The 25,469-nt window shown below is 67.9% G+C and carries 17 protein-coding genes; 6 read left to right on the top strand and 11 right to left on the bottom strand.

The window, feature by feature from the left end:
* Nucleotides 1-48: 48 nt before the first annotated feature.
* Both AC3ITM_RS05640 and AC3ITM_RS05635 read right to left on the bottom strand, forming a co-directional pair.
* Complete coding sequence (locus AC3ITM_RS05640; RefSeq protein ID WP_489269034.1) at nt 49-2,112, bottom strand: dipeptidyl-peptidase 5; 2,064 nt, start codon at nt 2,110-2,112, stop codon at nt 49-51.
* 206 nt (nt 2,113-2,318) lie between these two features.
* Entirely contained in the window at nt 2,319-4,277 is a 1,959-nt protein-coding gene (locus tag AC3ITM_RS05635) for an OPT family oligopeptide transporter (RefSeq protein WP_489269033.1), read from the bottom strand.
* 178 nt (nt 4,278-4,455) lie between these two features.
* Here AC3ITM_RS05635 and AC3ITM_RS05630 point away from each other — a divergent pair, with 178 nt between their 5' ends.
* Both AC3ITM_RS05630 and AC3ITM_RS05625 read left to right on the top strand, forming a co-directional pair.
* Nucleotides 4,456-5,625 carry an acetyltransferase domain-containing protein gene (locus AC3ITM_RS05630; RefSeq protein WP_489269032.1) on the top strand — a complete coding sequence of 390 codons (1,170 nt, stop codon included), beginning with the start codon at nt 4,456-4,458 and terminating at the stop codon, nt 5,623-5,625.
* A 79-nt stretch (nt 5,626-5,704) separates the two neighbouring features.
* Complete coding sequence (locus tag AC3ITM_RS05625) at nt 5,705-7,483, top strand: peptide MFS transporter (RefSeq protein ID WP_489269031.1); 1,779 nt, start codon at nt 5,705-5,707, stop codon at nt 7,481-7,483.
* 137 nt (nt 7,484-7,620) lie between these two features.
* Here the strand turns inward: AC3ITM_RS05625 and AC3ITM_RS05620 are convergent, their stop codons facing one another.
* Both AC3ITM_RS05620 and AC3ITM_RS05615 read right to left on the bottom strand, forming a co-directional pair.
* On the bottom strand, nt 7,621-9,612 hold the full coding sequence (locus tag AC3ITM_RS05620) for an alpha/beta hydrolase family protein (protein WP_489269030.1): 1,992 nt from the start codon (nt 9,610-9,612) through the stop codon (nt 7,621-7,623).
* 139 nt (nt 9,613-9,751) lie between these two features.
* Entirely contained in the window at nt 9,752-10,387 is a 636-nt protein-coding gene (locus AC3ITM_RS05615; RefSeq protein ID WP_489269029.1) for a LysE/ArgO family amino acid transporter, read from the bottom strand.
* Nucleotides 10,388-10,520: 133 nt separating this feature from the next.
* Between AC3ITM_RS05615 and AC3ITM_RS05610 the strand changes: the two genes are divergently transcribed.
* From AC3ITM_RS05610 to AC3ITM_RS05595, 4 genes are all read left to right on the top strand, one after another.
* Complete coding sequence (locus AC3ITM_RS05610; protein WP_489269028.1) at nt 10,521-11,426, top strand: LysR family transcriptional regulator ArgP; 906 nt, start codon at nt 10,521-10,523, stop codon at nt 11,424-11,426.
* An 84-nt stretch (nt 11,427-11,510) separates the two neighbouring features.
* Nucleotides 11,511-12,095, top strand: coding sequence for a hypothetical protein (locus AC3ITM_RS05605; protein ID WP_489269027.1), 585 nt, complete (start codon nt 11,511-11,513; stop codon nt 12,093-12,095).
* 142 nt (nt 12,096-12,237) lie between these two features.
* Complete coding sequence (gene mqo / locus AC3ITM_RS05600; RefSeq protein ID WP_489269026.1) at nt 12,238-13,929, top strand: malate dehydrogenase (quinone); 1,692 nt, start codon at nt 12,238-12,240, stop codon at nt 13,927-13,929.
* Nucleotides 13,930-14,299: 370 nt separating this feature from the next.
* A complete protein-coding gene (locus AC3ITM_RS05595) occupies nt 14,300-16,501 on the top strand; it encodes a TonB-dependent siderophore receptor (protein WP_489269025.1) in 2,202 nt (733 codons plus the stop codon).
* 146 nt (nt 16,502-16,647) lie between these two features.
* On the opposite strand, the gene AC3ITM_RS05590 is transcribed toward AC3ITM_RS05595, so the two are convergent.
* From AC3ITM_RS05590 to AC3ITM_RS05560, 7 genes are all read right to left on the bottom strand, one after another.
* Nucleotides 16,648-17,928, bottom strand: a complete 1,281-nt coding sequence (locus tag AC3ITM_RS05590) for an MFS transporter (RefSeq protein ID WP_489269024.1) — start codon at nt 17,926-17,928, stop codon at nt 16,648-16,650.
* Nucleotides 17,929-18,004: 76 nt separating this feature from the next.
* Nucleotides 18,005-18,676 (bottom strand): class I SAM-dependent methyltransferase, encoded by a 672-nt coding sequence (locus AC3ITM_RS05585; RefSeq protein WP_489269023.1) that lies wholly within the window; start codon nt 18,674-18,676, stop codon nt 18,005-18,007.
* Between the two features lie 150 nt (nt 18,677-18,826).
* Nucleotides 18,827-19,573: a DNA-formamidopyrimidine glycosylase family protein gene (locus AC3ITM_RS05580; protein WP_489269022.1), complete on the bottom strand. Its 747-nt coding sequence runs from the start codon at nt 19,571-19,573 to the stop codon at nt 18,827-18,829.
* Nucleotides 19,566-20,315 carry a DUF72 domain-containing protein gene (locus AC3ITM_RS05575; RefSeq protein ID WP_489269021.1) on the bottom strand — a complete coding sequence of 250 codons (750 nt, stop codon included), beginning with the start codon at nt 20,313-20,315 and terminating at the stop codon, nt 19,566-19,568. Before AC3ITM_RS05575 ends, AC3ITM_RS05580 begins: the two co-directional genes overlap by 8 nt.
* A 3-nt stretch (nt 20,316-20,318) precedes the next feature.
* Entirely contained in the window at nt 20,319-20,753 is a 435-nt protein-coding gene (locus AC3ITM_RS05570; protein WP_489269020.1) for a pyridoxamine 5'-phosphate oxidase family protein, read from the bottom strand.
* A 109-nt stretch (nt 20,754-20,862) separates the two neighbouring features.
* Nucleotides 20,863-22,236: a CehA/McbA family metallohydrolase domain-containing protein gene (locus AC3ITM_RS05565; protein WP_489269019.1), complete on the bottom strand. Its 1,374-nt coding sequence runs from the start codon at nt 22,234-22,236 to the stop codon at nt 20,863-20,865.
* A gap of 79 nt (nt 22,237-22,315) precedes the next feature.
* Nucleotides 22,316-25,366 carry a TonB-dependent receptor gene (locus AC3ITM_RS05560; protein ID WP_489269018.1) on the bottom strand — a complete coding sequence of 1,017 codons (3,051 nt, stop codon included), beginning with the start codon at nt 25,364-25,366 and terminating at the stop codon, nt 22,316-22,318.
* Nucleotides 25,367-25,469 lie beyond the last annotated feature (103 nt).

Below are 25,469 nucleotides of genomic sequence, written 5' to 3'. Positions count from 1 at the left end.
ACCACCAATGTCAAAGCGCCGCCCCTGGGGGCGGCGCTTGAATCGGGCTTATTCGCCGATGTGCTGCTTCAGCCAGCCGTTGACGGTGTCATGCCACTGCACGCTGTTCTGCGGCTTGAGCACCCAATGGTTCTCGTCCGGGAAGTACAGGAACCTGGACTCGATGCCCTGGCGCTGGGCGGCAGTGAACGCGGCCAGCCCCTGTTCGACCGGGATGCGGAAATCCAGCTGGCCGTGGATGATCAGGATCGGCTTCTTCCAGTCGGCCACGTGGTTGACCGGGTTGAACTTCTCGTAGTTGGCCGCCTTCTGGTACGGCGTACCGCCCTGCTCCCACTCGGTGAACCACAACTCTTCGGTGGCATAACCCATCATGCGCTGGTCGAACACGCCGTCATGGTTGACCAGGCACTTCCACGGCTGGTTCCAGTTGCCGGCGATCCAGTTGACCATGAAGCCGCCGTAGCTGGCGCCCAGCGCGCAGGCCTTGTCGCCGTTGAGGAACGGGTACTGCTTCTGCGCGGCGGCCCAGCCCTTCTGCAGGTCTTCCAGCGGGCGGTCGCCCCAGTGCTGGCTGATCGCATCGGTGAACGCCTGGCCGTAGCCGGTGGAACCATGGAAGTCGATCATCACCACCGCATAGCCCTGGCCGGCATAGGTCTGCGGGTTCCAGCGGTAGCTCCAGCCGTTGCCGAAGCTGCCCTGCGGGCCGCCGTGGATCAGGAAGGCCACCGGGTAGGTCTTGCCTTCCTGGTAGTTGTACGGCTTGACCACATAGCCGTGCACGGTGTCGTTGTTCCAGCCCTTGAACTGGAACTGCTCGTAATCGCCGAAGGCCACGTCGGGCAGCATCTGCGCCGCGCTCGGGGTGATCTCGCGCGGGCTGCTGCCGTCGGCGCCGGCGACGATGACCTGGTCGCCGCTCTTCAGGCTGTTCTTCGTATAGGCCAGGGTGCTGCCGGCAAATACCGGCGAGCCGATGCTGCCGCCTTCGGCGACGACGGTGGCCTTGCCGGTGGCGATGTCGATGTTGAACAGGCGGTGCTCGCCCAGGTCGTCGGCGCCGGTGTAGAAACTCCTGCCGTCGTCGGCCAGCACGATTTCACCGGCCGAGCGGTCCCAGCCCGGCGCGATCTCGCGCGCCTTGCCGGTGGCCAGGTCCAGCGCCATCACCCCGAAGCGGTCGGCCTCGAAACCGGGGCGCTTCATCGCGCGGTAGTACAGGGTCTTACCGTCGGCGCTGAACACCGGGCCGGCATCCCAGGCCGGGTTGGACGCGGTCAGGTTGACCGGCGCCTGCTTGCCATCGGCATCCAGGCGGTACAGGTCGAAGTTGGTCGACCACGGCTCCTGCTTGCCGGCCACGCGGATGCTGGCCACCACGCTCCTGCCGTCCGGCGCCCAGGCGAAATCGTCGTTGCCGCCGAACGGCTTGGACGGCGCATCGCCGTCCAGGGTGGCGCTGATCGCCGAGGCACCCTTCACCGCGGCGGCCTTGGCCGCCGGCAGCGGGGCCACGAACAAGGTGTTGCGGCGGCCATCGTTCCAGGTATCCCAATGGCGCACGAACATGCTGTCGAACACCTCCCCGGTGTTCTTGCGCGCCTTGTGCGCGTCCAGCTTCTTGCTGGTGCAGGCCAGGTCCGAACCGCAGGCCTGGAACACGCCACTGCTGAAGGCCACCCGGTCGCCCTGCGGGGAGACCTGGAAGCTGTCCACATCGACCGGGAAATCGGTCAGCTGGCGCGGGTTGCCGCCACCGATCGGCAGCGCATACAGCTGCTGGCTGCCGCCCTTGGCGCTGAGGAAATACACCGTACCGCCATCGGCCGACAGCGCGGCCGAGTTGACGTTCCAGCCGGCCGGGGTGAGCGGCCTGGGCGGGGCGGCGTCGCGGGTGCGCAGGTTGCGGATGAACAAGCCGGTGCTGGCTTTGCCCTCGGCACCGACCACGCGCTTGGCGAACACCACGGTGCCGCCATCGGCGGTCAGCAACGGGGCCGAGACCCGATCCAGCGCGACCATGTCGCGCACATCCAGGCCACGCGTGGCGGCCAGCGACGGCAACGCAGTCAGCAGGCACAACGGCAGCAGGGCGTAACGAAGTTTCATCGGGTTCTCCGCGGGACGGCAAAGCGCCGATGGTAGGCCGATGGAGTTCTTTCAGCAAAGGCCACAGGTCATGCTGGGCTGGACGCAGGAAGAGCCCCCCTTGAGTCAAGGGGGGCGCGGCGACAGCCGCAGGGGATGTGGGTGATGGTGACCGGGGCCCACGCTTTGCGCAGCAATGCGTGGGGCTGTTGCGGAATACGCAGCAGCTACCCCCGCTTGCCGGTGCGGTAGATCAGCCAGCCCACCACGAACAGCACGGCCAGGCCGATCCAGTCGGCACCGGGCAGGGCGAACGGCAGGGCCAGCACGTCGGCACGGCCGCTGAGCACGATCGGCACCGCAATGGCGATACCCATCAGCGCCTCGCCGGTGATCAGGCCGGCGGCGAACAGCACGCCCGGCTTGTGCACGCGGTCGCGGCCTTCCTCGTCTTCGGCACGCACCTTGTGGAAACGCTCGACCAGGTAGGAAATCAGGCCGCCGAGGAAGATCGGCACCATCAGTTCCAGCGGCAGGTAGATGCCGATCGCCGCGGCCAGCACCGGCACGCGGAAGCGTGCGTTGCGCGACTTCAGCCAACCGTCCAGGGCGATGATCAGCGCACCGATGCCGGCACCGATGGCGATGAAGGTCCACGGCAGCTGCCCGCCGAACAGGCCCTTGGCCACCGATGCCATCAGGTTGGCCTGCGGTGCGGCCAGCGCGTTGGGATGGGCGGCGGTGGGGGCACCGATGCCGTAGGCGGTGGCCAGCAGGTTCAGCACCGGGGCCATGATCAGCGCGCACGAGAACGCGCCGATGCCCAGCATCAGCTGCTGTTTCCACGGCGTGGCACCGACGATGTAACCGGCCTTGAGGTCCTGCAGGTTGTCGCCACCGACCGCGGCGGCACAGCAGACCACCGCACCGATCATGATCGCGGCCACCGCGCCCAACGGCGCGCCACCGACGCCGACCGGGGTCAGCCCGCTCTTGCCCAGCAGCAGCACCAGCACCGCCGAGGCAAACAGGATGGTGGAGATGGTGATGCCCGACACCGGGTTGTTGGACGAACCGATCAGGCCGGCCAGATAGGCCGACACCGAGACGAACAGGAAGCCGGCGACGATCATGATCAGGGTCATCGGGATCGACACGTGCCACTGGCCGACGATGCCCTGGTACAGCGCCAGCAGCGGCAGGGTGAACACCACCAGCGCCACCAGCATCCACTTCATCGGCAGGTCGCGCTCGGTCTCGGCCACGGCCGGGCCGCCGCTCTTGCGCGCGGCGGCAAAGCCGCTCTTGACCCCGCTGAGCAGCGATTTGCGCAGCGAGATCAGGGTCCAGACGCCGCCGATCAGCATCGCGCCCACGCCCAGGTAGCGCATCTTGGCGCTCCAGATCGCAAAGGCCGCGTCGGTCGAGGACGCCGTGGCGATCGAAGCGGCCAGCGCCGGGTCGCTGTCCATGAAGAAGGCCTGGTACAGCGGAATGGCGATGTGCCAGGACAGGATCGAGCCGGACACCACCACGATGCCGACGTTGAGGCCGACGATGTAGCCCACGCCGAGCAGCGCCGGCGACAGGTTGGTGCCGATGAAGGCGGTGATCTTGGAACTGCCGATATAGGCCGACTGTGCCCAGGCATCGGGAATCAGGCGCATGCCGCTGGCCGCGGCCACCTTCACGAAGGCGCCGATCACCGCCGATACGGCGAGGATCTTCAGGCCCGGGCCGGGGTTTTCACCGGCCTTGAGCACTTCGGCGGCCGCCTTGCCTTCCGGGAAGGGCAGCGGGTCTTCGACGATCATCGAGCGCCGCAGCGGCACCGAGAACAGTACCCCGAGCAGGCCACCCAGGCCGGCGATGCCCAGCACCCACCAGTACTTGAAGTCCGGCCAGTAGCCCATGATCACCAGCGCGGGGATGGTGAAGATCACCCCGGCGGCGATCGACGAGCCGGCCGAGGCGCCGGTCTGGACGATGTTGTTTTCAAGGATGGTGCCACCGCCCAGCAGGCGCAGCACGCCCATGGAAATCACCGCGGCGGGAATGGCGGTGGCGATGGTCAGGCCTGCGAACAGACCCAGGTAGGCGTTGGCGGCGGACAGAATCACCGCCAGCACGATGGCAAGCACCACCGCGCGGAAGGTAAGCTGCTTGGGCGCAGCGTCGTTGTTCATGGAAGCCCCTGCTGGCAAAAAATCTGGTCCACGCTAGCGTTCATGTCCAGGCAAGTCCAGCGCTTGTGCCGGGGATTGGCCGGCAGCCCGGCACGGCGCCCGCGCGAACCATCAACCGCCGCAGTCGGCAAAGCCACGGCGGCAGCGGCCATCCCGCATTGTTATGTTATATCCTGTCATGCCAGACCTGGCAGCGCCCGTGGCCCCAGCCTCTCCCCGCCTGACCTCGATCGACCAACTGCGTGGCACGGTGATCGTGCTGATGCTGCTCGACCATGTGCGCGAGACCTTCTACCTGCACGCGCAGGTGGCCGACCCGATGGCCGTGGACCAGGTCGAACCGGCACTGTTCGTCAGCCGGCTGCTGGCCCACCTGTGCGCGCCGGTGTTCGTACTGCTCACCGGCCTGTCGGCCTGGCTGTACGGCAGCGGCCAGGCCCAGGGCCGGCGCGCGGCGGCGGCCTTCCTGCTCAAGCGCGGGCTGTTCCTGGTGGTGCTGGAAGTGCTGGTAGTGAATTTCGCCTGGACCCTGCAGTTCCCGCCCAGCGTGATCTACCTGCAGGTGATCTGGGCGATCGGGTTGAGCATGATCGCGCTGGCCGGGCTGCTGTGGCTGCCACGCGGGCTGCTGGCGCTGGTGGCGCTGCTGCTGATCGCCGGCCACAACCTGCTCGATGGCGTGCACGTGCAGGGCGATGGCGCGCTGGCGGTGCTGTGGAAGGTGCTGCACCAGCGCGACTGGATCGCCGTGGGCGGGGAGCTGCGGCTGCGCACCTCCTACCCGGTGCTGCCGTGGATCGGGGTGATCGCGCTGGGCTACGCGCTGGGGCCGTGGTTCGCGCGCGACGGTGATGCCGGGTTGCGCCGGCGGCGGCTGCTCTGGGCCGGTGCGGCGGGGCTGCTTGCCTTCGTGCTGCTGCGGGCGCTGAACGTGTATGGCGACGCGCCCTGGCAGGCGCTGGGCACGGCCGGCCAGACCGTGATGAGCGTTTTCAACGTCACCAAGTACCCGCCGTCGCTGCTGTTCGTGCTGCTCACCGTGGGCGTGGGGCTGTTGCTGCTGCGCCTGTACGAGCGCCCGGCGGTGGCACGGGCACTGGCACCGTTGGCCGACATCGGGGCGGCGCCGATGTTCTTCTACCTGCTGCATCTGTATGTGCTGAAGCTGCTGTATGTGCTGGCCGAAGCCCGCTGGGGGCAGACCCACGGCGCCTACTTCGGCGTGGACCACGTCGCCACGCTGTGGGCGATCACCGCCGTGCTGGCGCTGGCGTTGTACTGGCCGACCCGGGCGTTTGCGCGGTTGAAGGCGCGGCGGCGGGATATCGCGTGGTTGCGGTACCTGTGAGGCGAACGCTCCCGGCCAGCGGCCGGCATTAGCGGGGCGTGGCTCCTATAATTGCCGCCTCTTTGCCGTTGCCACTTCGATGACCGCAGCCGCCCTGCCCGCCTCGACCTCGACTGTCTCTGCCTCCGACGATTTCCTCGGCCACCCCAAGGGCGTCTACGTCTGCTTCTTCACCGAGATGTGGGAACGGTTCTCGTTCTACGGAATGAAGGCGCTGCTGTTGCTGTACCTGACCAAGTACCACCTGTTCGGCGACAAGGCCGGGCTGGACCTGCTCGGCGCCTACGGTGGCCTGGTCTACTGCATTCCGGTATTCGGCGGGCTGCTGGCCGACCGCTGGCTGGGCATGCGCAAGGCGGTGGTGTTCGGCGGCGTGCTGCTGGTGCTGGGCCACCTGGGCATGGCGTTCGAGGGTCATGCGGCTACCCGCATCGACGGCCAGGTCGTGCGCGACGACGCCGCGCTGGGCATCACCTACCTGTCGCTGGCGCTGATCATCATGGGCGTGGGTTTCCTCAAGCCCAACATCTCCACCATCGTCGGCAAGCTGTACCCGGAAAACGATCCGCGCCGCGATTCGGGCTTTTCGCTGTTCTATGCCGGCATCAACCTGGGCGCGCTGTTCGCCTCGCTGGTGTGCGGCTTCCTCGGTGAAGCCTACGGCTGGAAGTACGGTTTCGGCGCGGCCGGAATCGGCATGGTGATCGGCCTGGGCATGTTCCTGTGGGGGCAGAAATACCTGCAGGGCCACGCCGAACCGTCCGATGCGCCGGCGCTGCGCCAGCGCGTGCTGGGCATCGGCCGCGAGTGGCTGATCTATGCGGTGGCCGTGCTCGCGGTGATTCCGGTGGCCGCGCTGATGTGGGCCGCCGCCAACGGCGCGTTCGCGCTCGGCGGCGAGCTCAGCCTGGCGCTGATGCTGATGATCGTGGTGCTGGGCGCGGTGCTGCTGTGGTTTGCCTGGTTCACCGGCACCCGCTGCACGCCGGTGCAGCGCCAGCAGATGATCGCGCTGATGGCGTTGATCTTCATGGCGCTGGTGTTCTTCACCCTGTACGAGCAAACCTACGGTTCCTGGGTGACCTTCACCGACCGCCTGCTGACCAAGGACCTGGTGCCGGCGCTGGTGGTCCGTGGCGGCACTCCGCTGCCGTGGTCGATCGCCTCACTGCTGCTGGCACCGCTGGGTTTTGTGGCAGCCGCGCGTCTGTCCGAGCGCAGCCCCGCCTCCAGCGCGCCGCGCAACCTGTTCATCGCCATCGTCGCGCTGATGCTGGTGATGCTGATCCGCGACTGCCTGGTGATTCCGCAGACCGCCGGTTCGCTGACCTACCTGGGCGGCCTGTTCCTGGTGGTGCTGGCGCCGCTGTTCGCGATCCTGTGGGCGTGGCTGGACCGGCGCCGGCTGGACCCGTCCAAACCGCTTAAATCTTCGTTCGGGCTGGTCTTCGCCGCGCTGTCGTTCGTGCCGCTGGCGCTGGCCGCCCAGCAGGTCGGCGCGACCGGGCAGATGGCCAGCGTGTGGTGGCTGGTGCTGGCCTACCTGATCCTGGAAATCGGCGAGATGTGCCTGTCGCCGGTCGGCCTGTCGGCGGTCACCCAGCTGGCCGCGCCGCGCGTGGTCAGCCTGATGATGGGCACCTGGTTCCTGGCCACCGCGTTCTCCGAAACGCTGGCCGCGCTGTTCGGCAAGCTGGCCGCGATCGAGGTGCCCGAGGGCGGCACCCTCAACCTGAGCAGTGCCGCCGCCAGTTACGAACACCTGTTCTGGCTGCTGATGTGGATCGGCCTGGGCTGCGCGGCGGTCGCATTGGCCTGCGCGCCGCTGTTGAAGCGGATGATGCACGGAGTGCGGTAGGTCCGACCCATGGTCGGATGCATTGCGGTGCGGCGATGTCCGCGATGGCGTTGCCCGAGCATGGCCCGGGCCTACCGGGAGGTGGCACGACAACGGCACCTTGCGGTGCCGTTGTCGTTTCGCGCCTTGCCTGGCGCCTAGCGCTTGGCCGGCTCGGCCGCTGCTGCAGCAGCGGTGCTGCCGCCCAGGCTGCGCGACAGGAAGGCCAGCAGCTGGGTGTAGTACTCGCGGCGGTGCGGATCGGTATAGAAACCGTGGCCCTCGGTGGGGTAATACAGGGCCTCCACCGGTACCCCGGCCTTCTTCAAGGCCGCCTCCATGCGCCTGGTGTGCTGGATCGGCGCGCGCTCGTCCTCGCCACCGGCGGCCAGGAATACCGGCACCTTGATCTGCGCGGCCAGATTGACCGGCGATACCGCCGCCAGTGTCTTCGGGTCGCCGATCCATTCCTTCAGGTAGGTCTCGCCCGAGCCACGGCGCTGGATGTCGCCGGTGGTGAACATCATCGGCAGGTCGTACACGCCCACGTAGCCGGCCGCGCAGCGGTACAGCGCCGGTTCCCTGGCCGCGCCCATCAGGGCGGCGTAGCCGCCATAGCTGGCGCCATAGATGCAGACCTTGGCCGCATTGGCCACGCCCTGCCCGATCGCCCAGCGGGTGGCATCGGTCAGGTCATCCTGCATGGTGCCGCCCCACTGGCGGCCACCGGCATTGCGGTGCGCGCGGCCGTAGTTGCCCGAGCCGCGGTAGTTCACCTGCAGCACCGCATAACCGGCCGCAGCCAGCAATTGGGTCTCCACGTCGTACTTGCCATCGTCGAACGGACCGAACGGCCCGCCATGCGGCATCACCACCATCGGCAGGTTGCGGCCCTCGCCGCCGGCCGGCAGGGTCAGGAAGCCATGCAGCGGCAGCCCGTCGCGGGCCTTGAGCTGGAACGGCCGCACCGTGGCCGTGGTGCCCGGATCGATCCAGTCGCTGCGGCTGATCACGTGCTCGGCCTTGCGGGTGTCGGTGTTGTAGATGAAGAAGTCGCCGGGATTGCGCCCCGACCAGGTTTCCACCATCAACTGCCTGCCGTCGCGGGTGCTGGAGGTGACAAACACCGCATCGCCGCCGAATGCCGCTTCCAGGCTGCGGTACAGCCGGGCCTCGGGCGAGGTTTCGTCGAAGAACCGCGTGCGCGGGGTATCGCCCAGATACAGCGCACCGACCGGCACGGCGGTGCCCGGCTTGTAGATCACCCGGTACGCATCCACCAGCGGGTCGCGCAGGATCTGCCGGCGCTCATCGGTGGCCGGGTCCCAGCTCAGGATGGCGTCGGGGCCCTGCTCCATCTCGGTGTGCAGGTAGGCCAGGCGGCCATCGGCGGAGAACCCGATCGGCAGTTCGATGCGGTTGTTGTTGACCGCCTCGTCGTTGATCAGCTTCCAGGTATCGCCCGAGCCTTCGCGGTAATACAGCTTGTTGACGTTGTCGGTGCCGGCGCCATGGGCGAAGCGCACCTGGCCCTGGTGGTCGGTGACGAAATCGGCGCGCCGCACCGGTGAGCGGGCCACGGTCTGGCGGCGGCCGCTCTGCACGTCCAGGCGGTCGGCGCGGGTGAACGGATCGTCGCTGAACGGCCACACGCTGACCAGCACGTTGCGGTCGTCCTGCGGCAGGTCGTCGGCCAGGAACGCGGCAACGGCTTCGACTTTCTTGGGCTGGATCAGGGTGCCCGGCCCCTTGCTCTCCACCCGGTAACCGACCAGCAGCTCGCCGCGGCCGCCGTTGGCGTTGATCGCATACAGCTCACCGGTCGGGCGCGGTTCGTCCAGCGAGCCGAACTTCTCGGCCAGGCCGATCAGCACGCGCTCGGCGTTGACCCAGTCGAAGGAGCTGGCGTGATTGTTCCTGGGCGGCACGAACGAACCCACCACCTTGCCGTCCTCGCGGCGCAGGATCGCCAGCGCGGTACGGTCTTCCATCGGCACCGTGGCCGCGTAGTAGTCGCCGCCCGGCGAAATCTTGATATCGGCGAAGGTATCGCGCTTGAGATAGCGCTCCAGGTCCACCGCGCCGGCCTGGCCGACCAACATGCCCCACATTCCCGCTACGGCCAACGCCGCCCAACCTGACTTGCGCATCCCTTACCCCCTGTTTCCGGACATCGTGTCCGTGTCGGCGATTCTAGGGGGTGGGCCGGGCTGCGGACCAGCGGCAGGTCACAAAGAAGAATGGCACCGCGAACGGTGCCATTCAAAGGTATGCATCGATGGAGAGAGATCAATGCATGCCGCGGAACACCAGGGTCAGGGCCAGGATCGACAGGATCACCGCGATGGTGCCGTCGAGAATGCGCCAGGTCCTGGGCTTGGTGAACAACGGGGCCAGCAGGCGCGCGCCCAGGCCCTGCGCGGTCAGCCACAGGCAGCTGGCGGTGAACACCCCGGCGGCGAAGGCCATGCGCGCATTGCCGAAGTTTTCGGCGATGCCGCCGATGACCATCATGTCCAGCCAGAAATGCGGGTTGATCAGCGAGAAGCCGACCGCGGCGGTGAGCACCGCGCGGCGCGAGCTGGTATCGCCATCATCGACATTCATGCCACCGCCACCGGCCAGCGCGCGGCGCGCGGACTGCCAGGCGTACCAGGCCAGGAAGGCCACGCCGCCCCACAGCACCACCGTGGTCAGCCACGGCAGGGCCTGGGTCAGCGTGCGCAGGCCGGCCACGCTGGCGAAAATGAAGATGCCGTCGATCGCCGCGCAGGTGGCCACCACCGGCACGATGTGCTTGCGCAGGATGCCCTGGCGCAGGATGAAGGCGCTCTGCGCGCCGACCACCGCGAACAGGCCGATGCCGGTGGCCGCGCCACTGAGCCACGCGGCCAGACCCGGGCCGCCGGAGATGATCGAGAACATGGGGTACCGCCTTGTCTTGCTTGGGGAGCGGTGCCTCGCCAAGGCGTACAGCACCGGATGCGCGTATTGTCGCGCCGCAACATTAAAAAGTAGAGCTAAACTTACTTAACCATCTTTAGCAGGACTTAAGATCATGCGCATCGACCATGCCCAGCTGCGCGCCCTGGCCGCGGTGATCCGCGAAGGCAGCTTCGAGCGCGCCGCGCAATCGCTCAATGTCACCGCCTCGGCGGTATCGCAACGGATCAAGGCGCTGGAAGACCGGGTCGGCCGGCTGCTGGTCAAGCGCTCCTCGCCGGCGGTGGCCACCCACGAGGGCCAGGTGCTGGTGCAGCTGGCCGAACAGACCGCCCTGCTCGAGCACGACGCGCTGCACCGGATGGGCCTGGCCGACGAGGACCTGCCGCATGCCAGCATCCCGGTGGCGGTGAACCACGACAGCCTGGAAACCTGGTTCCCCGAGGCGGCGCTGAGCTTCGCCCGGCAGACCGGCACCACCCTGGACCTGCGCTCGGAAGACCAGGACCACACGGTGGCGCTGCTGCGCCAGGGCGCGGTGCTGGGCGCAGTGACCACCCTGGACGAGCCGGTGCAGGGCTGCCAGATCCATGCACTGGGCAGCATCCGCTATGCCGCCACCTGCACCCCGGCCTTCCAGGAGAAGTACTTCGCCAAGGGGGTCAACGCGCAGTCGCTGGCCCAGGCACCGGTGCTGGTGTTCAACCGCAAGGACGACCTGCAGGCCCGGTTTGCGCGGCGGCTGGCCGGCACCGACCTGCCGCTGACCGCACCGACCTGGTGGATTCCCTCCACCCGCGCCTTCGTCCAGGCCAACCTGGGCGGGCTGGGCTGGACCATGAACCCGCTGCCGCTGGTCAAGCGCCACCTGGAGGCCGGGCGCCTGGTCTACATGAAACAGCGCGCCTGGGAGGACGTGCCGCTGTACTGGCAGCACTGGAAGGGCGACGTGCAGACCATGGCCCTGCTGACCCGCGCGGTGCTGGCGGCATCGGCGACGCTGGTGCGCAGGAAGCGCTGACGCCCCGGCCGGGCAGCACCGGCTCTACACGGCGTGCTTACCCGGTCCGGGGCAGCATCGACCCATCCAGCCATGGGGACATCGATGGGAACCGATCCGGTCTACCTGCATATCCGCGTGGTGCTCAGCATCATCCTGGGCCTGAGCATCACCACCCTGCTGCGCGGACTGGCCTCGATCATCGAACACCCGCAGCGCCGTGGCTGGTCGTGGATCCACCTGTGCTGGGTGGTGTGGGCGCTGATCTCGGTGGTCAGTTTCTGGTGGTGGGAGTTCGGCCTGGGCGAGGTACGGCAGTGGACCTTCGAGCTGTATCTGTTCGTGATCGTCTACTGCGCCTGCTGGTTCATGCTGTGCGTGCTGCTGTTCCCCGACGACCTGCGCGAGTTCGGCAGCTACGAGAACTACCTGCTGCAGCGCCGCGGCGGTTTCTTCGGGATGCTGGCGCTGGTCACCCTGCTCGACCTGGGCGATACCGCGATCAAGGGCCACAGCCGCTGGCAGATGCTTGGCCAGGCCTACCTGGTGCATACCGCGATCATGCTGGTCATCGCCGGGCTGGGCATCGCCTGCCGGCGGCGCCGTGTGCAGCTGGGCCTGGCGCTGGCGGCGCTGGCCTACCAGTGCGGCTATTTCCTGGTCGAATATTTCACCCTGGCCGGCGACTGACCGGCGATCGGATGCTGCGTTGCACCAAATCAAGGGGCAAAGGCGATAAAATCGCCACCATCGGACGCCCGGCCGCTGCATCTTCACGCCTGCTCCCCATGGCGGCGGCATCCTGTTCACATCTCCCCCACCCGAGATCCCCATGAAAAAACTCGCCAAGGTCGTCCTCGGCCTGCTCGTGCTGCTGCTGTTGGCCGCAGCGGTGTTCCTGTACTGGCCGCTGCACCAGCGCTCGGTGCCGGCCGCCGGCAATGACAAACCCGTCGACGTGGTCCTGGTCGGTGGCGGCATCATGAGCATTACCCTTGCCACCTTCCTGCAGGAACTACAGCCGGACTGGAACATCCAGGTGTACGAACGCCTGGACGGGGTGGCGCTGGAAAGCTCGGACGGCTGGAACAACGCCGGCACCGGGCATTCGGCCTTCGCCGAGCTCAACTACACCCCCGAGCTGCCCGACGGCAGCATCGAGACCAAGCGCGCGGTCGGCATTGCCGAGCAGTTCGAGATCTCGCGCCAGTTCTGGTCGCACCAGGTCAAGGCCGGCCGCCTGAGCCAGCCCTCGGACTTCATCAACCCCACCCCGCACATGAGCTTTGTGTGGGGCGATGACAATATCGCCTACCTGCACAAGCGCCAGCAGGCCCTGGTCAAGAACCCGCTGTTCTACGGCATGCAGTACTCCGAGGACCCCGCGCAGATCCGCCAGTGGGCACCGCTGCTGATGGAAGGCCGCGACCCCGGGCAGAAGGTTGCCGCCACCTGGATGCCGCTGGGCACCGACGTCAACTTCGGGGTGATCACCCGCCAGCTGACCGCCGGCCTGCAGCGCAGCCCGAACTTCAGCCTGCACCTGGAGCATGAAGTCAGCGCGCTGCGCCAGAACGGCGACAAGAGCTGGAACGTCACCGTCAAGGACCTCAAGGCCAACACCGAATCCACGATCAAGTCGCGCTTTGTGTTCATCGGCGCCGGCGGCGCCGCGCTCAAGCTGCTGCAGCTGTCGGGCATTCCCGAATCGAAGAACTACGCCGGCTTCCCGGTCGGCGGCCAGTTCCTGGCGTTCCAGTCGCCGGCGATCGCCGGGCGCCATTCGGTCAAGGCCTACGGCATGGCGGAAACCGGTTCGCCGCCGATGTCGGTGCCGCACCTGGATGCGCGCAAGCTGGACGGCAAGCCGGTGGTGCTGTTCGGGCCGTTCGCGCTGTACAGCACCAAGTTCCTCAAGCATGGCTCGTGGTTCGACCTGTATTCCTCGGTCAACCACAACAACGTGGCCGGCATGCTCGATGTGGGCGCGGAGAACCTGGACCTGGTGAAGTACCTGATGGGCCAGGCGCGGCTGGATGACGCCGACCGCCAGGCCGAGCTGGTCAAGTACTTCCCCAACGCCAGGCGCGAGGACTGGAAGCTGGTCACCGCCGGCCAGCGCGTGCAGATCATCAAGCGCGACCCGGAAAAGGGCGCGGTGCTGCAGTTCGGCACCGAGATCGTGACCGACCAGGACCACACCCTGGCCGCGCTGCTGGGCGCCTCGCCGGGCGCGTCGACCTCGCCGCCGATCATGCTGGACCTGCTCAAGAAGGCCTTCCCCGAGCAGATGGCCGCCGGCTGGGAAACCCGCCTGCGGCAGATCGTGCCGTCTTACGGCCGCAAGCTCAACGACAGCCCGGCGCTGACCAACCAGATCCGTCGCCAGACCAGCCAGGCGCTGAACCTGCCGTACCTGGACGTACCCGAGCAGACCAGCCCGGCGGTGATGCTGACCGCGCCGGCGGCCCCCCCGCCGGCGCAGAAAAAGCGCAACGCCGACGAAGAACTGCAGGCGCTGTAAACCAGCCTGCGGCAGCCCCGGCTGCCCGCTGCAACCGATCCGGCCCCATTTGGGGCCGGATTTTTTTTGCGTCAGTGGCCATACCCCAGCGGCGGCAACCCGGCCGGGCGCGAGCTGCCGCCTGTTCTACGATTGTAAAGCGAGTGAGAACCATTTACATTTGCTCCCCGCTGCACCGACGGTGCGGGTGCCCGACGGTCTCAATGGACTGCCGCCGGCCCCGCTGCGCCTCCCGCCGCCGGTGACCGCCGCGCCGCTCCCGGCCGGTACCCGCATCCCCAGAAGGACCTGTGCCAGGCACCTCCCGTGCCTGGTCCGCCGTGCCCGCTGTCCTGCTGCCTCCCCTCCGACACCGATTCGAGACCTCCGCATGTCCTTCCGCGCTCCTTCGTCCCGTCCCTTCCGCCGTGCGCCACTGGGCCTGGCCCTGCTTGCGGCGCTGTCGCTCGCCCCGCCGCAGGCCCTGGCCGGCACCGCTGCCGATGCCGCCGGCAACGCCGACGCCAAGACCCTGGACAAGGTCAGCGTGGTCGGCGATCGGCCGGCGCCGTCCAGCACCACGCGGCTGCCGCTGACCCTGCAGGAAACCCCGCAATCGACCACTGCCATCGGCCTGCAACGGCTGCAGGACGAATCGTTGTTCAGCCTCAATGACGTGATGCGCAACGTCACCGGCGTCAGCGTGTCCTTCTACGATACCCAGCGCCCGCTGTACTACGCACGCGGCTTTGCGATCACCGATTTCCAGGTGGACGGCATCCCCACCTACAGCGGTTCGACCAACCAGGAATACGACACCGCCTTCTACGACCGCGTCGAAGTGATCCGCGGCGCCAACGGCCTGCTCAGCGGTGCCGGCGTGCCCTCGGCCACGGTCAACCTGCTGCGCAAGCGCCCGGGCAAGGCGTTCGATGCCTCGTTCTCGGTCAGCGCCGGCAGCTGGGATTACCGGCGCATGGAAGCGGACGTCACCGCGCCGCTCAGCGCCGATGGCCGTTTCCGCAGCCGCGTGGTGGCCGCCTATACCGACCGCGATTTCTATTACGACCGCTACAAGGAAAACAAGATGGCCGGCATGGCGGTGCTGGAAGGCGACCTCACCGACAGCACCACCGTCACCGTCGGCTACCAGACCCAGGACAACAACCCGGTGGGTTCGACCTGGGGCACGGTGCCGTTCTTCGACAGCCAGGGCAACTTCGCGCACCTGCCACGGTCGACCAACCTGGCGCCGAAGTGGAGCTACTGGCAGCGCGAAACCAGCACGGTGTTCGCCAACCTGGAGCAGCGCTTCGGCGAAAACTGGCTGCTGAAGGTCAACACCGCCTACACCCAAGGCAACGTGCAGAACATGCGCCTGTACGGCACCGGCAACCCCGACCCGGTGACCGGCGCGGGTATCTACCTGCGTGCCGCCGCCGGTGATTCGGAAGACACCCGCCGCAACGTCGATGCCTACCTGACCGGCACGTTCAACCTGTGGGGCCGGGAGCACGACGTGACCGTGGGCGCGCAGTGGGCGGACCTGGAAGGCACCACCAATACCGTGGCACTGAACTTCCCCGCCGACTGGGCCCGCTGCGGCACCGAGCGGTGCCACTACATCCCCGACATCCGGGCGTGGGATGGCGACATCTCCGAAGTGACCTACACCCGCACCGGCGCGCGCCGCGTGGCCCACACCACCCAGAGCGGCTTCTACCTGGCCACGCGCCTGCGTCTGGCCGATCCGCTGTCGCTGATCGCCGGTGCGCGCCTGAGCCGCTGGGAAACCCTGACCCGCACCTACAACGCCGTCGGCGCCTATACCGGTACCAGCGGCGGCTACAAGGTGAGCGACGAGGTCACCCCGTATGTGGGCCTGGTCTACGACATCACCCCGCAGCTGTCGGCGTACGCCAGCTATACCGAAATCTTCAACCCGCAGAACTACAAGGACCGCAACGAGAACCTGCTGGCGCCGGTGCAGGGTTCCAACCTGGAAGCAGGCATCAAGAGCCAGTGGCTCGACGGCCGCCTGACCGCCAACGCGGCCGTGTTCGAGGCCAAGCAGGACAACTACGCGGTGCGCGACATGAGCGTCCCGGACGGTTCGCTCAGCGATGGCAGCTCGGCCTACCTCGGCGTCAACGGCACCAAGGCGCGCGGCTGGGAAATGGACATCAACGGCGAGATCCTGCCGGGCTGGACGGTCAATGCCGGCTTCACCCACGTCAAGGTGACCCGCGCGGCCACCGACCTGCTGTATGCCAATCCGGCCGAAGACCTGCTGCAGATCAACACCCAGCTGCAGCTGCGCGGTGCGCTGCAGCGGCTGAGCGTGGGCGGTGGCGTGCAGTGGCAGAGCAAGGTGCGCGGCTACAACATCGCCACCCCGGCCGGCGGCACGGTGACGGTGAACCAGCCGGCGTATGCGCTGGTGCAGTTCAACGCCAACTACCGGATCAGCGACAACTGGACCGCCACGCTCAGCGTGCGCAACGCGCTGGACAAGACCTACTGGGCCAACCTGGACTACAACAACTACGGCGAACCGCGCTTTGTGGCGGCCAGCCTGCGCTGGAAGTTCTGACGGCGCGCAGCCAATACCGTGCTGCAACGGACCGGTCGCCTTCGGGCGACCGTTTTTTGTTCGGCAACCCGACATTACGGTAGTGCCGGCCGCTGGCCGGCTCCTCGGCAACCCAGCCATTGCAGGGAGCCGGCCAGCGGCCGGCACTACCGGGGGCGGGTCTCGCGCAATCCCCACAGTACCGGCAGCACCAGCACCGCCACCACCGCGATCATCGCACCGGGCGCCGCGGCCCAGCCGGTGTGGCGCACCAGCAGTTCGGCCAGCAGCGGCGTGGCGCCGCCGAAGAACGCGGTGGCCATGGTCACCCCAAGCGCCAGGCCACTGAGCCGGCCTTCGCCCGGAAACTGCTCGGCGGTGGCCGGTGCGGCCACCGCGCTTACCCCGCCGGCCAGACAGGCCAGCACCACGGCGGCGAGTCCGATCCGCAACGTCTGGCCGCCGGCCATCAGCGTGAACATGCTCAACGGCAGCAGCGCGCACAGCAGCGCCAAGCCGATCAGCACCGGTCGCCGCCCGACCCGGTCGGACAGCGCACCGGCCAGCGGCGTCACCACGATCACTGCCACCGCCGCCACGGCAGACAGCCACAATGCCTCCGATTCACCGACCTCGCCGGCCGAACCCAGGAACGCCGGCACATAGGTGATGCCCACGTAATAGGTGATCGAGCCCAGCGCGGAAATGGCGAAGGTGCGTGCCACCGCACCGCGATGGAAACGCCAGGTATCGCGGATCGGTGAGGTCGGCACCGTACCGGCGGCCTGCTGTCGCTCGAACTCCGGCGACTCGTGCATGGTCGAGCGCGCCAGCAGGATCGCACCGGCCAGCACCGCACCGACGAAGAACGGGATGCGCCAGCCCCAGCCATCCAGCTGCGCGGTGCTCAGCAGCGCCACGGTCAATGCCGACAATGCCACCGCCAGCAGCGCGCCGACCTCGCTGGCCGCCGAGGCCAGTGACGTCACCAACCCGCGCCGCCGGGTGGGCGCGGTTTCCAGCAGATAGGCCACCACTCCGGTGTATTCCCCTCCCACCGAAAATGCCATCACGCAGCGCAGCAGCAACAGCATCACGCCGGCGCTGGCGCCGATGCTGTCGAAGGTGGGCAGCAGCGCAGTGGCCAGCATCGCCACGGTCATCAGCAGCATCGAGGCCAGCAGCATGTAGCGCCGCCCGAAACGATCGCCGAGATGGCCAAAGCACAGCGCGCCCAGCGGACGCATCAGGTAGGACACCGCGAACCCGGCCAGCGTCGCCAGCAGCGCGTTCTGGCCACCGCCGAAGAACACCCGCGACAGCACCGTGGCCAGGTACAGGTACAAGGTGAAGTCGTACCACTCCACCACCGTGGACAGACCGGCGACGATCATCGAGCGGGTGCGCGGCGCCGTCGACGGCGCGCTCAAGGAAGGGTTCAACGACATCGGCAACCGCGCCTGCAATCCAGTGCCGCCGAGCCTACGACATCCGGGCCGGTATCGGGCTCACGCCGCCACTACATCAACCTTCGGCACCTGCGGCCTGGCGCGCATAGTGCAGCAGCCGACCGCGCCCCGGGGCATCGCCTTCGTCATCGAACAGCCCGTACGCCTCGTCCACCGCATAGCCCTGGGCGGCCATGGCGCGCGAGAACGCGCCCACGTTGCCGCGGCCGGGATCGGTGAGCAGCAGTTCGGCGCTGGGGCGCGCGTGGCGCTCCATCATCGTGGCGATCTGCAGGGCGTGGCCGCGCTCGTACAGCACGTCGCTGCCGATGATCAGATCGAAGCGGCCCAGTGACGCATCCGGCAACTCCCACGGCAGATCGCGGTAGTGAATGGCCGGCAGGTCGTTGAGGCCGGCGTTGTAGGCCAGGAACGATTCGGCCAGCGGATGGTGGTCGCTGGCCACCACGTCGGCGCCGCGCCTGGCCAGGACCAGGCTGGACAGGCCCAGGCCACAGCCCAGTTCAAGGATGCGCTTGCCGGCCACCTCGTAGGTGCTCATGGTCTCGGCCAGCACCCTGCCCGCCGGCCAGACCTGCCCGAACAGGCTCCACAAGGACGAATGGATACCGGCGCGGCGGGCGCGGCCGGTCGGGTCGGCGAACTGCTGCAGGTCGCTGAGCGCGCGGATGCGGAAGTCCTGGCCGGCGACCGGGATGGTGAGGATGCGGGTGGTATAGCCCGGCATGTGCGCTCCGTGGGACACGGGGAGTACCGCCTTCGCTGGGAAAGCAGGACTCGGAAAGTGGAGCGAAGCGGGCGGTCGTTGACAGACCGCGCAGGACGCGCGTAACGGCGTGGGACGGGCCCATCCTACAGGACCGCCAGCGCCGGCCTGTCACCGCCGGGCGATGGGCCCGTACTTCACCTGGCAGTTGGGGCAGAAGAACGTGCGGCGCCGGGTCCTGCCAGGGTAGGTCTTGGACACCGGGCCGCCGCAAACCGGACAGGTGCGCCGGGTGTGCACCTGCCAATGGCTGCGCAGTTCGAACGCCTGCTTCCATTCCAGGAAATCGAAGCTGTACTGGCGCGCCTGCGCGATCACCTTGCCCAGCACGCGCGGCGGAAGGTCGCCCACCTTCGATTCGGGGTGTACCCGGGTGCGGAACAGCACTTCGTTCTTGATGATGTTGCCCACCCCGGCAAAAATGTCCTGGTCCAGCAGCGCGTCGCATATCAACGCCTCGGGCTGCTGCTTGAGCCGGCGCCGCGCCAGCCGCGGATCCCATTCCGGCGCCAGCACGTCGCCACGCCAGTCGTAGGTTTCCTCCAGCGCGCCCTCGATGTACTTCAACGAAGCGGCATAGATGTTCAACTCGCCGTTGTCGAACTGCAGCGATACCCGCGGTGGCGACGGCTTGCGTTCGTCGATGCGGTAGCTGCCGAACATCAACAGGTGCACGCGCAGGCTGAAATCGCTGAACTGGACCAGGAAGTGCTTGCCCCAGCTGCGCAGCGCCACCACCCGCCGCCCCTCCATGCGGGCCAGGTCCAGGCGGCTGTTGCCCGGCGCGCGGCGCACGGTCTTGCCGCCGAACTTGGCCGCGGCCTGGCGCAGGATGACGATCGAAGGACCTTCAGGCATCGGACACCATGTCCTGGAGGCGCGCGGCGTTTGCCACGGCGAAGCCGTGCGCGGTGTTGTCGAAGATCACCCACGGCACCTGGCCGGGGGTGCGCCGGGCCGCCACCTGTGCCGCCAGCCCGGCCAGGGCGGCGTCGGGGTAGTCGCTGTAGTACATGCGCGGCGAACCATGCCATCGCCAGTAGTGCCACGTCTGCGCGCCGCCGGGCTGGCTGGCTGCTGGAAAACGCGCCGGATCCACCGCGGCCCGCGCGATGTCATACCGCTGCAGCAGGACGTCGGCCTGCGCGGTGAACCAGCTGGCGTGGCGCGGTTCGCAGACCACGGCCGCCTGGCTGCGCCGACGCAATGCGCCGAAGAAGCTGCTCGCGCGGCGCGCATCCAGGGCCAGCGAGGGCGGCAGCTGCAGCAGCAGGCCGCCCAGCTTGGCGCCAAGTCCGTCCACCTCGTCAAGGAAGCGGTCCAGCAGCGGGCCGGTACCCACCAGGCCGGCGTCGTGCGACACCGTGCGCGGCAGCTTCACCGAAAAACGAAACCCGGCCGGCACCGTGGCCGCCCAACGCTCGTAGGTCTTGCGCTGGTGCGGACGGTAGAACGAGGAGTTGATCTCCACCGCGCTGAACCGGGTGGCGTAACGCGCCAGCATGCTCCCGCCCGGGCCGAACAGGTGGGCATCACGGCGGGCGATGGACCATCCGGCGCATCCGATCCTGGGTGCGGTCGAGGTAGGCATGCCAGACATCGCTCAGCGCAGGATCTCGCCCTGGTCCTGGCCATCCCAATAGTGGATGCGGCCGGCGGTGACCCGGATGAGCACCAGCCCGGGCGTGTCCACGCCCTGCTCGAACCACCGCTCCAGATCCTTGACCCAATGCTGCGCCATGGTGGCCTTGTCGCCGATCAGCGTGGCCCTGCCCTGCACCGCCACGAACAGCGGCGGCTTGCCGAGCAGCGACTTGTTGCCGGTGAAGGTCAACCCGACCCTGGGGTCGCGCTGGATCTCGCGGACCATGTCGGTATCTTCGGTGGAGAAGAACCAGCTGTCGCCGTCGTAGTCGACGTCGCCGTTGTTGCTCATCGGGCGCGCCGCGATCTCGCCGCTGGCGGCGTGGGTCTGCAGCATGCTGAAGTCGATGTCGGCCATCTTCTTGGCCAGTTCGGGCAGGGTCAGGGTGGGCATGGCGCATCCGGTCGGGGAACAGGCTGCCAGCGTCGGCGAGCCGCGGTGACCGCGCCGTGGAGGCATGCTGGCATGGCCTTCACACGCCCGCCGGCATCGGCTGGCCCGGTCATCGGGCAGTCTGGATGAACACCGGGTTGGAATAGAACCACAGGTCCTGCCAGGGATCTTCGCCGCGCACGTCCGCCAGCGGCGTGGCCTCGGCGGTATTGCTGCCGCGCGCACGCACGAAGCCGCCCGCGGCCGGCACCGGCAGGTCCCACGACACGCTGCGCCAGGCGCCCTGCTGCTGCCAGTCGGCCGCGGTGAAGCGCCGGGTCTGCATCCGCACCCCACCGGCACCGTCGCCGCTGCCCACCAGCAGTTGCAGCTGCTGCAGCGGCGGCCGCTGGCCGGCCGCATTGGCGGTGGCAGGCTGGCGCACGCGCAGCTGCACCCGCATCATCGCTGCCGCCGGCAGCCGCAGGGTCTGGCCCATCGTCGCCGACGCGCCGCCGTCCACGGCCTGCACGCTCAGTTCCAATGCATCGATCAGATCCCCGGTAACCGCGAACATCCGGCCGTGGCGCAGTCCGTCCAGGATGTCCTCGGCCTGCGGGCGCGCCCATACGTAGGTCTTGCTGTACTGGCCCGGATCGAAATCACGCCCCCCATCGCGCAGGTTGACGTGCGAGTCGGAACTGGCGCTGATCCAGAACCGTCGCTGCTGCGCCAGCAGCGTGTCCCAGGCACCGCCGACCTGTGCGGTCATCTGGTCGAAGCCGCCCATGGTGGGTGCGCCGGCATTGCGGTACAGGCCGCGCTCATCGACGGTGGCCTGGTGGCCCGGTGCGCCTTCCATGCCGACCAGTACCTGCGGAGCGGCATCGTGCCAATCGCGCAACTCTTCGGGGGTAACCTCGCCCCACTGCCCCATCGCGCTGGCGGTACGCGCGGGGTGGTTGATGAACATCAGCGGCAACGGGGTCAGCGTGCGCAGGTGCGCCAATGCCGCCAGCATGTGCTGCCGGCTGTCGCGGCTGCCGTCCTCCAGCGGCTCGCCGCGGCTGTAGTCGCGCTCGGCGGTGACCAGCTGGTCGCGCTCGTGCGGGCCCGGGGCGATGATCAGGGAGGCATGTTCGCCGGCGGGCACGTCGAACTCCATGCCGTTGAACTGGATCAGCCCGGGCACATCGGCACGCGCCTGCAGCAGTGCCGGATAGGCGTGGTCGCCGGTGACCGCCGAATGGCCGGGGCCGCCGTGGTCGGTATGCACCATCCAGCGCAGGCCGAAGCGCTGTGCCTGCGCCGCGTTGCGGCTGCGCGTATACGGCGAGTCGCCGCCTCGGATCGGCGTGGGCGGGACGGTGCTGTGGTCCCAGTCCACGCTCCATTCGCTGTGCACGTGGTGGTCGCCGGCCAGCCACTGGCGGTCGTGGTCGGCATCGACGGCCAACACCGGGCCGGCCGCCAGCAGGGCAGCCAACAGAAACAAGTCACGCATGCTCGTATTCCTTGTGATGGCACGCCCCCGGCCCGGCTACCGGGCATGCCGGCGCCGGCCGGGGCGGTGGTCCAGGCGCTCAGAAATCCGCGCGCAGGCCCAGGCTGATCCGGCGCCCGGAGGCTTCGTACATGGTCGGGAACGACGGGTCCATGGTGTAGCCGCTGGTGATCTCGTCGGTCAGGTTGATGCCCTTCAGGCTGAGCTTGATGTTGTCGGTGATCCGGTAGCCGATCGACATATCCAGCTGGCCATAGGCATCGCGCCAGATCGGGTACATGTCATAGCCGATCGATTCGACGTAGTCGCCCTTGTGGTTGTACGACAGCCGCGCATCGAAGCGGCTGTTCTCGTAATAGGCGGTTAGGTTCCAGGTCTTCTCGGCCAGGCCCGGCATCGGCGTGCGGATGCCCAGCTTGGACTCGCCGGCCAGCGAACTGTCCAGCATGGTGTAGTTGGCGTTGATGCCGAAGCCTTCCAGCAGCGGGTGGAACATGCCCAGCGGCAGCTGGGCGACCAGCTCCACGCCGTCCACCTGGTAGGCGCCCTTGGCGTTGACCGGCTGGTACACGTCGAAGTCGTAGATGCCGTTGAGGCTGCCGTTGGCGTTGTACACCGCCACGTCCCTGACCACGCCGGTAAGCGAGTTGACCACCACCCCGTCGATGTTCTTGCGGAAGTACGAGGCCGCCAGCAGCCCACCGTTGTCCAGGTACTTTTCCAGGCCCACTTCCCACTGCTTGGCGTAGGTGGGCTTCAGGTCCGGATTGCCGTCGGTGAAGCGGAACGAGCTCCAGCTGGCGGTGCGCTTGTAGGCGATGTCGGTCAGCGCCGGGCGCATCAGCGTCTTGGAGGCGGCCGCGCGCAGCAGCAGGCCGTTGGCCAGTTCGGCGGTGGCGTTCATGCTGGGCAGCACGTTGCTGTAGCTGCCGTCCCGGGACACCGGGGTATCGGTATAGCCGGTACTGCCGTCGGGCCGCTGGATGGGGTGGTAGCCGAACGAGGTCACCGACGTGTCCACGTAGCGGGCACCAGCGTTGACGGTGACCGGCACCGCGCCGATATCGAAGGCGAAATCGGTCATGGCATACAGGCTGGCCACCTGCTCGTCGACCCGGTAGTACTGGCCCGGTTCGAACGGGGTATGGAAGCCGGGGTAGCGGAAGGCGCCGCGCGCATCGGCATTGGACATCTGCTGCCAGTTGCGGCCGTCGATGCTGTAGTCGCCACCGGGCACGATGTCGCCGATCCATTGCAGTGGGTTGTCGGCCAGGGTGCGCCTGTTCACCCAGGAACTGTCGCCGGCCCTGGGGCCGGTGATCTTCAGCTCGCCATACTGGCGCTGCTTGGACTTGTCGGTATAGCGCGCACCGAACTGCAGCCTGCGCAGTGCCGGCAGGAACGCCAGGTCCAGCAGCTTGGTGATGTTGACCTGGGCGGCGTACTTGTCGTCGACCACCTTCTCCAGCGTGGTTTCATAGGCCTCGAACAGGTACTTGTCCGGCGAGGCATACATGTCGAAGCTGCCGGACCTGGCGCTCTTGATGGTCTCCCCGCCCTGGTCGGTCCAGCGCGTGCGCGATGGCGCATAGGCCACATGCTTGAGGTTGGCGTAGTCCGAGCGCTTCTCGGCACCGGAGTACCCGGCCATCGCGTCGATGTACCAGCTCTCCCCCTTCCAGTCCAGGGCCGCGCTGTACTGGCTGTAATCGGTCTTGTTGATCCGCTGCTTGCTGAGGATCTCGTGCTGGGTCGCCGTATAGGAGACATCGCGCAGCACCACCATGCCGTACTCGGACAGGGTACTGGCGTCGTAGGCATGGATGGTGTCGAAGGTGCTGCGGCTGGAGGCGGAATAGGCGGCCGCGTCGTATTCGTCCTCGGTGGCGTCGTAACCGCCACGCATCGCATCGAAGCTGAGGCTGAAGGTGCTGCTGGGCTTGTACTGCAGCGAGGCGGTGGCGCCCCACTTGTCCTGCTCGTTGAGGTAGGCCCGGTCGCCAACCTTGTCCTGGAACACAACCAGGTCGGTCTCGGCGGCGTTCCTGCGGTTGCTGAAGGTGACCCCCGCATCGCGCGCCAGCACCGCGGCGGCCTGGCTGCCGCGGCTGCCGGCATCGGCGAGGAAGCGCGTGGCCGGGCGGAAGTTGATGCCCGAGTTGGCGTCGGTGCGGTTGGTGCGCTTGGCCTGCGAGTAGGAAACCAGCGCGCCCCAGTCGCCCCAGGTGTCGCTGGCCAGGAAGGCGAAGTGCGGATCGACCTTTTCGGAGATGCTGTTGTGCGCCGCTTCGGCCGACAGCACCAGCTTGCGCTCGTTATAGTCGAACGGACGGGCAGTGCTGATCTTCACCGCGCCGGCGATGCCACCTTCCTCATCGGCGGCGGTCGGCGATTTCTGCACCGTCACCTGCTGGATGATTTCCGAGGCGAACATGTCGAACTCCACGTCGCGGCCGCCACTGCCCGACGCGGTGGCCAGGTCGTTGATCGACACCAGGGTGTATTCCGACGGCAGTCCGCGCACGTTTACCTTGGTGCCCAGGCCCTTGCTGCGTTCGATGGTCACCCCTGGCATGCGCTGCAGGGCTTCGGCCAGGTTCTGCTCGGGGAAGTCGGCCACATCGGTGGCCACGATCGAATCGGAAAAGCCGATGTTGCTGCGCTTGAGGTCCACGGCCTGCTCCAGGCTGCGGCTGTAGCTGCCGGTAACCTGGATGGTCTCCAGGTGCTGCACGCCGCCGGCCGCGGCTTCGCCCTCCACCACGGCGACGCTGTCGCTGCCGGCCGCGGCCGGCAGCACGCCCGCTGCCGGGGCCGGCGCGCCGGGTTCTGCCTCGATGGTTACCGTGGTGGTATTGAGGTAGCGGAAGCGCAGGCCGGTACCGGCCAGCAGTTGGGTCAGCACCGCCTCGGCCGATAGCCCGGCCGGGACCGCCACCGTGCGCGGGTTGCCGGCCGCCTGTGCGCTGTAGACGAACTGCAGCCCGGTCTGGCGCGACAGCGCGTTGAGCGCGCTGTCCAGTGGCTGGGCGGCAATGGCCTGGCGGGCGACGCGGGCCGGTTCGGCCGCGGCGGTGGTAGCGGTGACCTGCAGGGCAAGGGCGATGGAAAGGAACAGGGTGCGACGCATCGTGGAGTCCAGTCTGGGAATGGCGGTGGGCGCGCAACGGGTTCGGTCGCGCATGCCATGACTACGACGGCGCAGGGCGCGGATCGGGCACCGCTGTTTCGAT

Source organism: Stenotrophomonas sp. KH_029, assembly GCF_057839765.1.
This window is presented reverse-complemented; position numbering and strand designations above follow the sequence as displayed.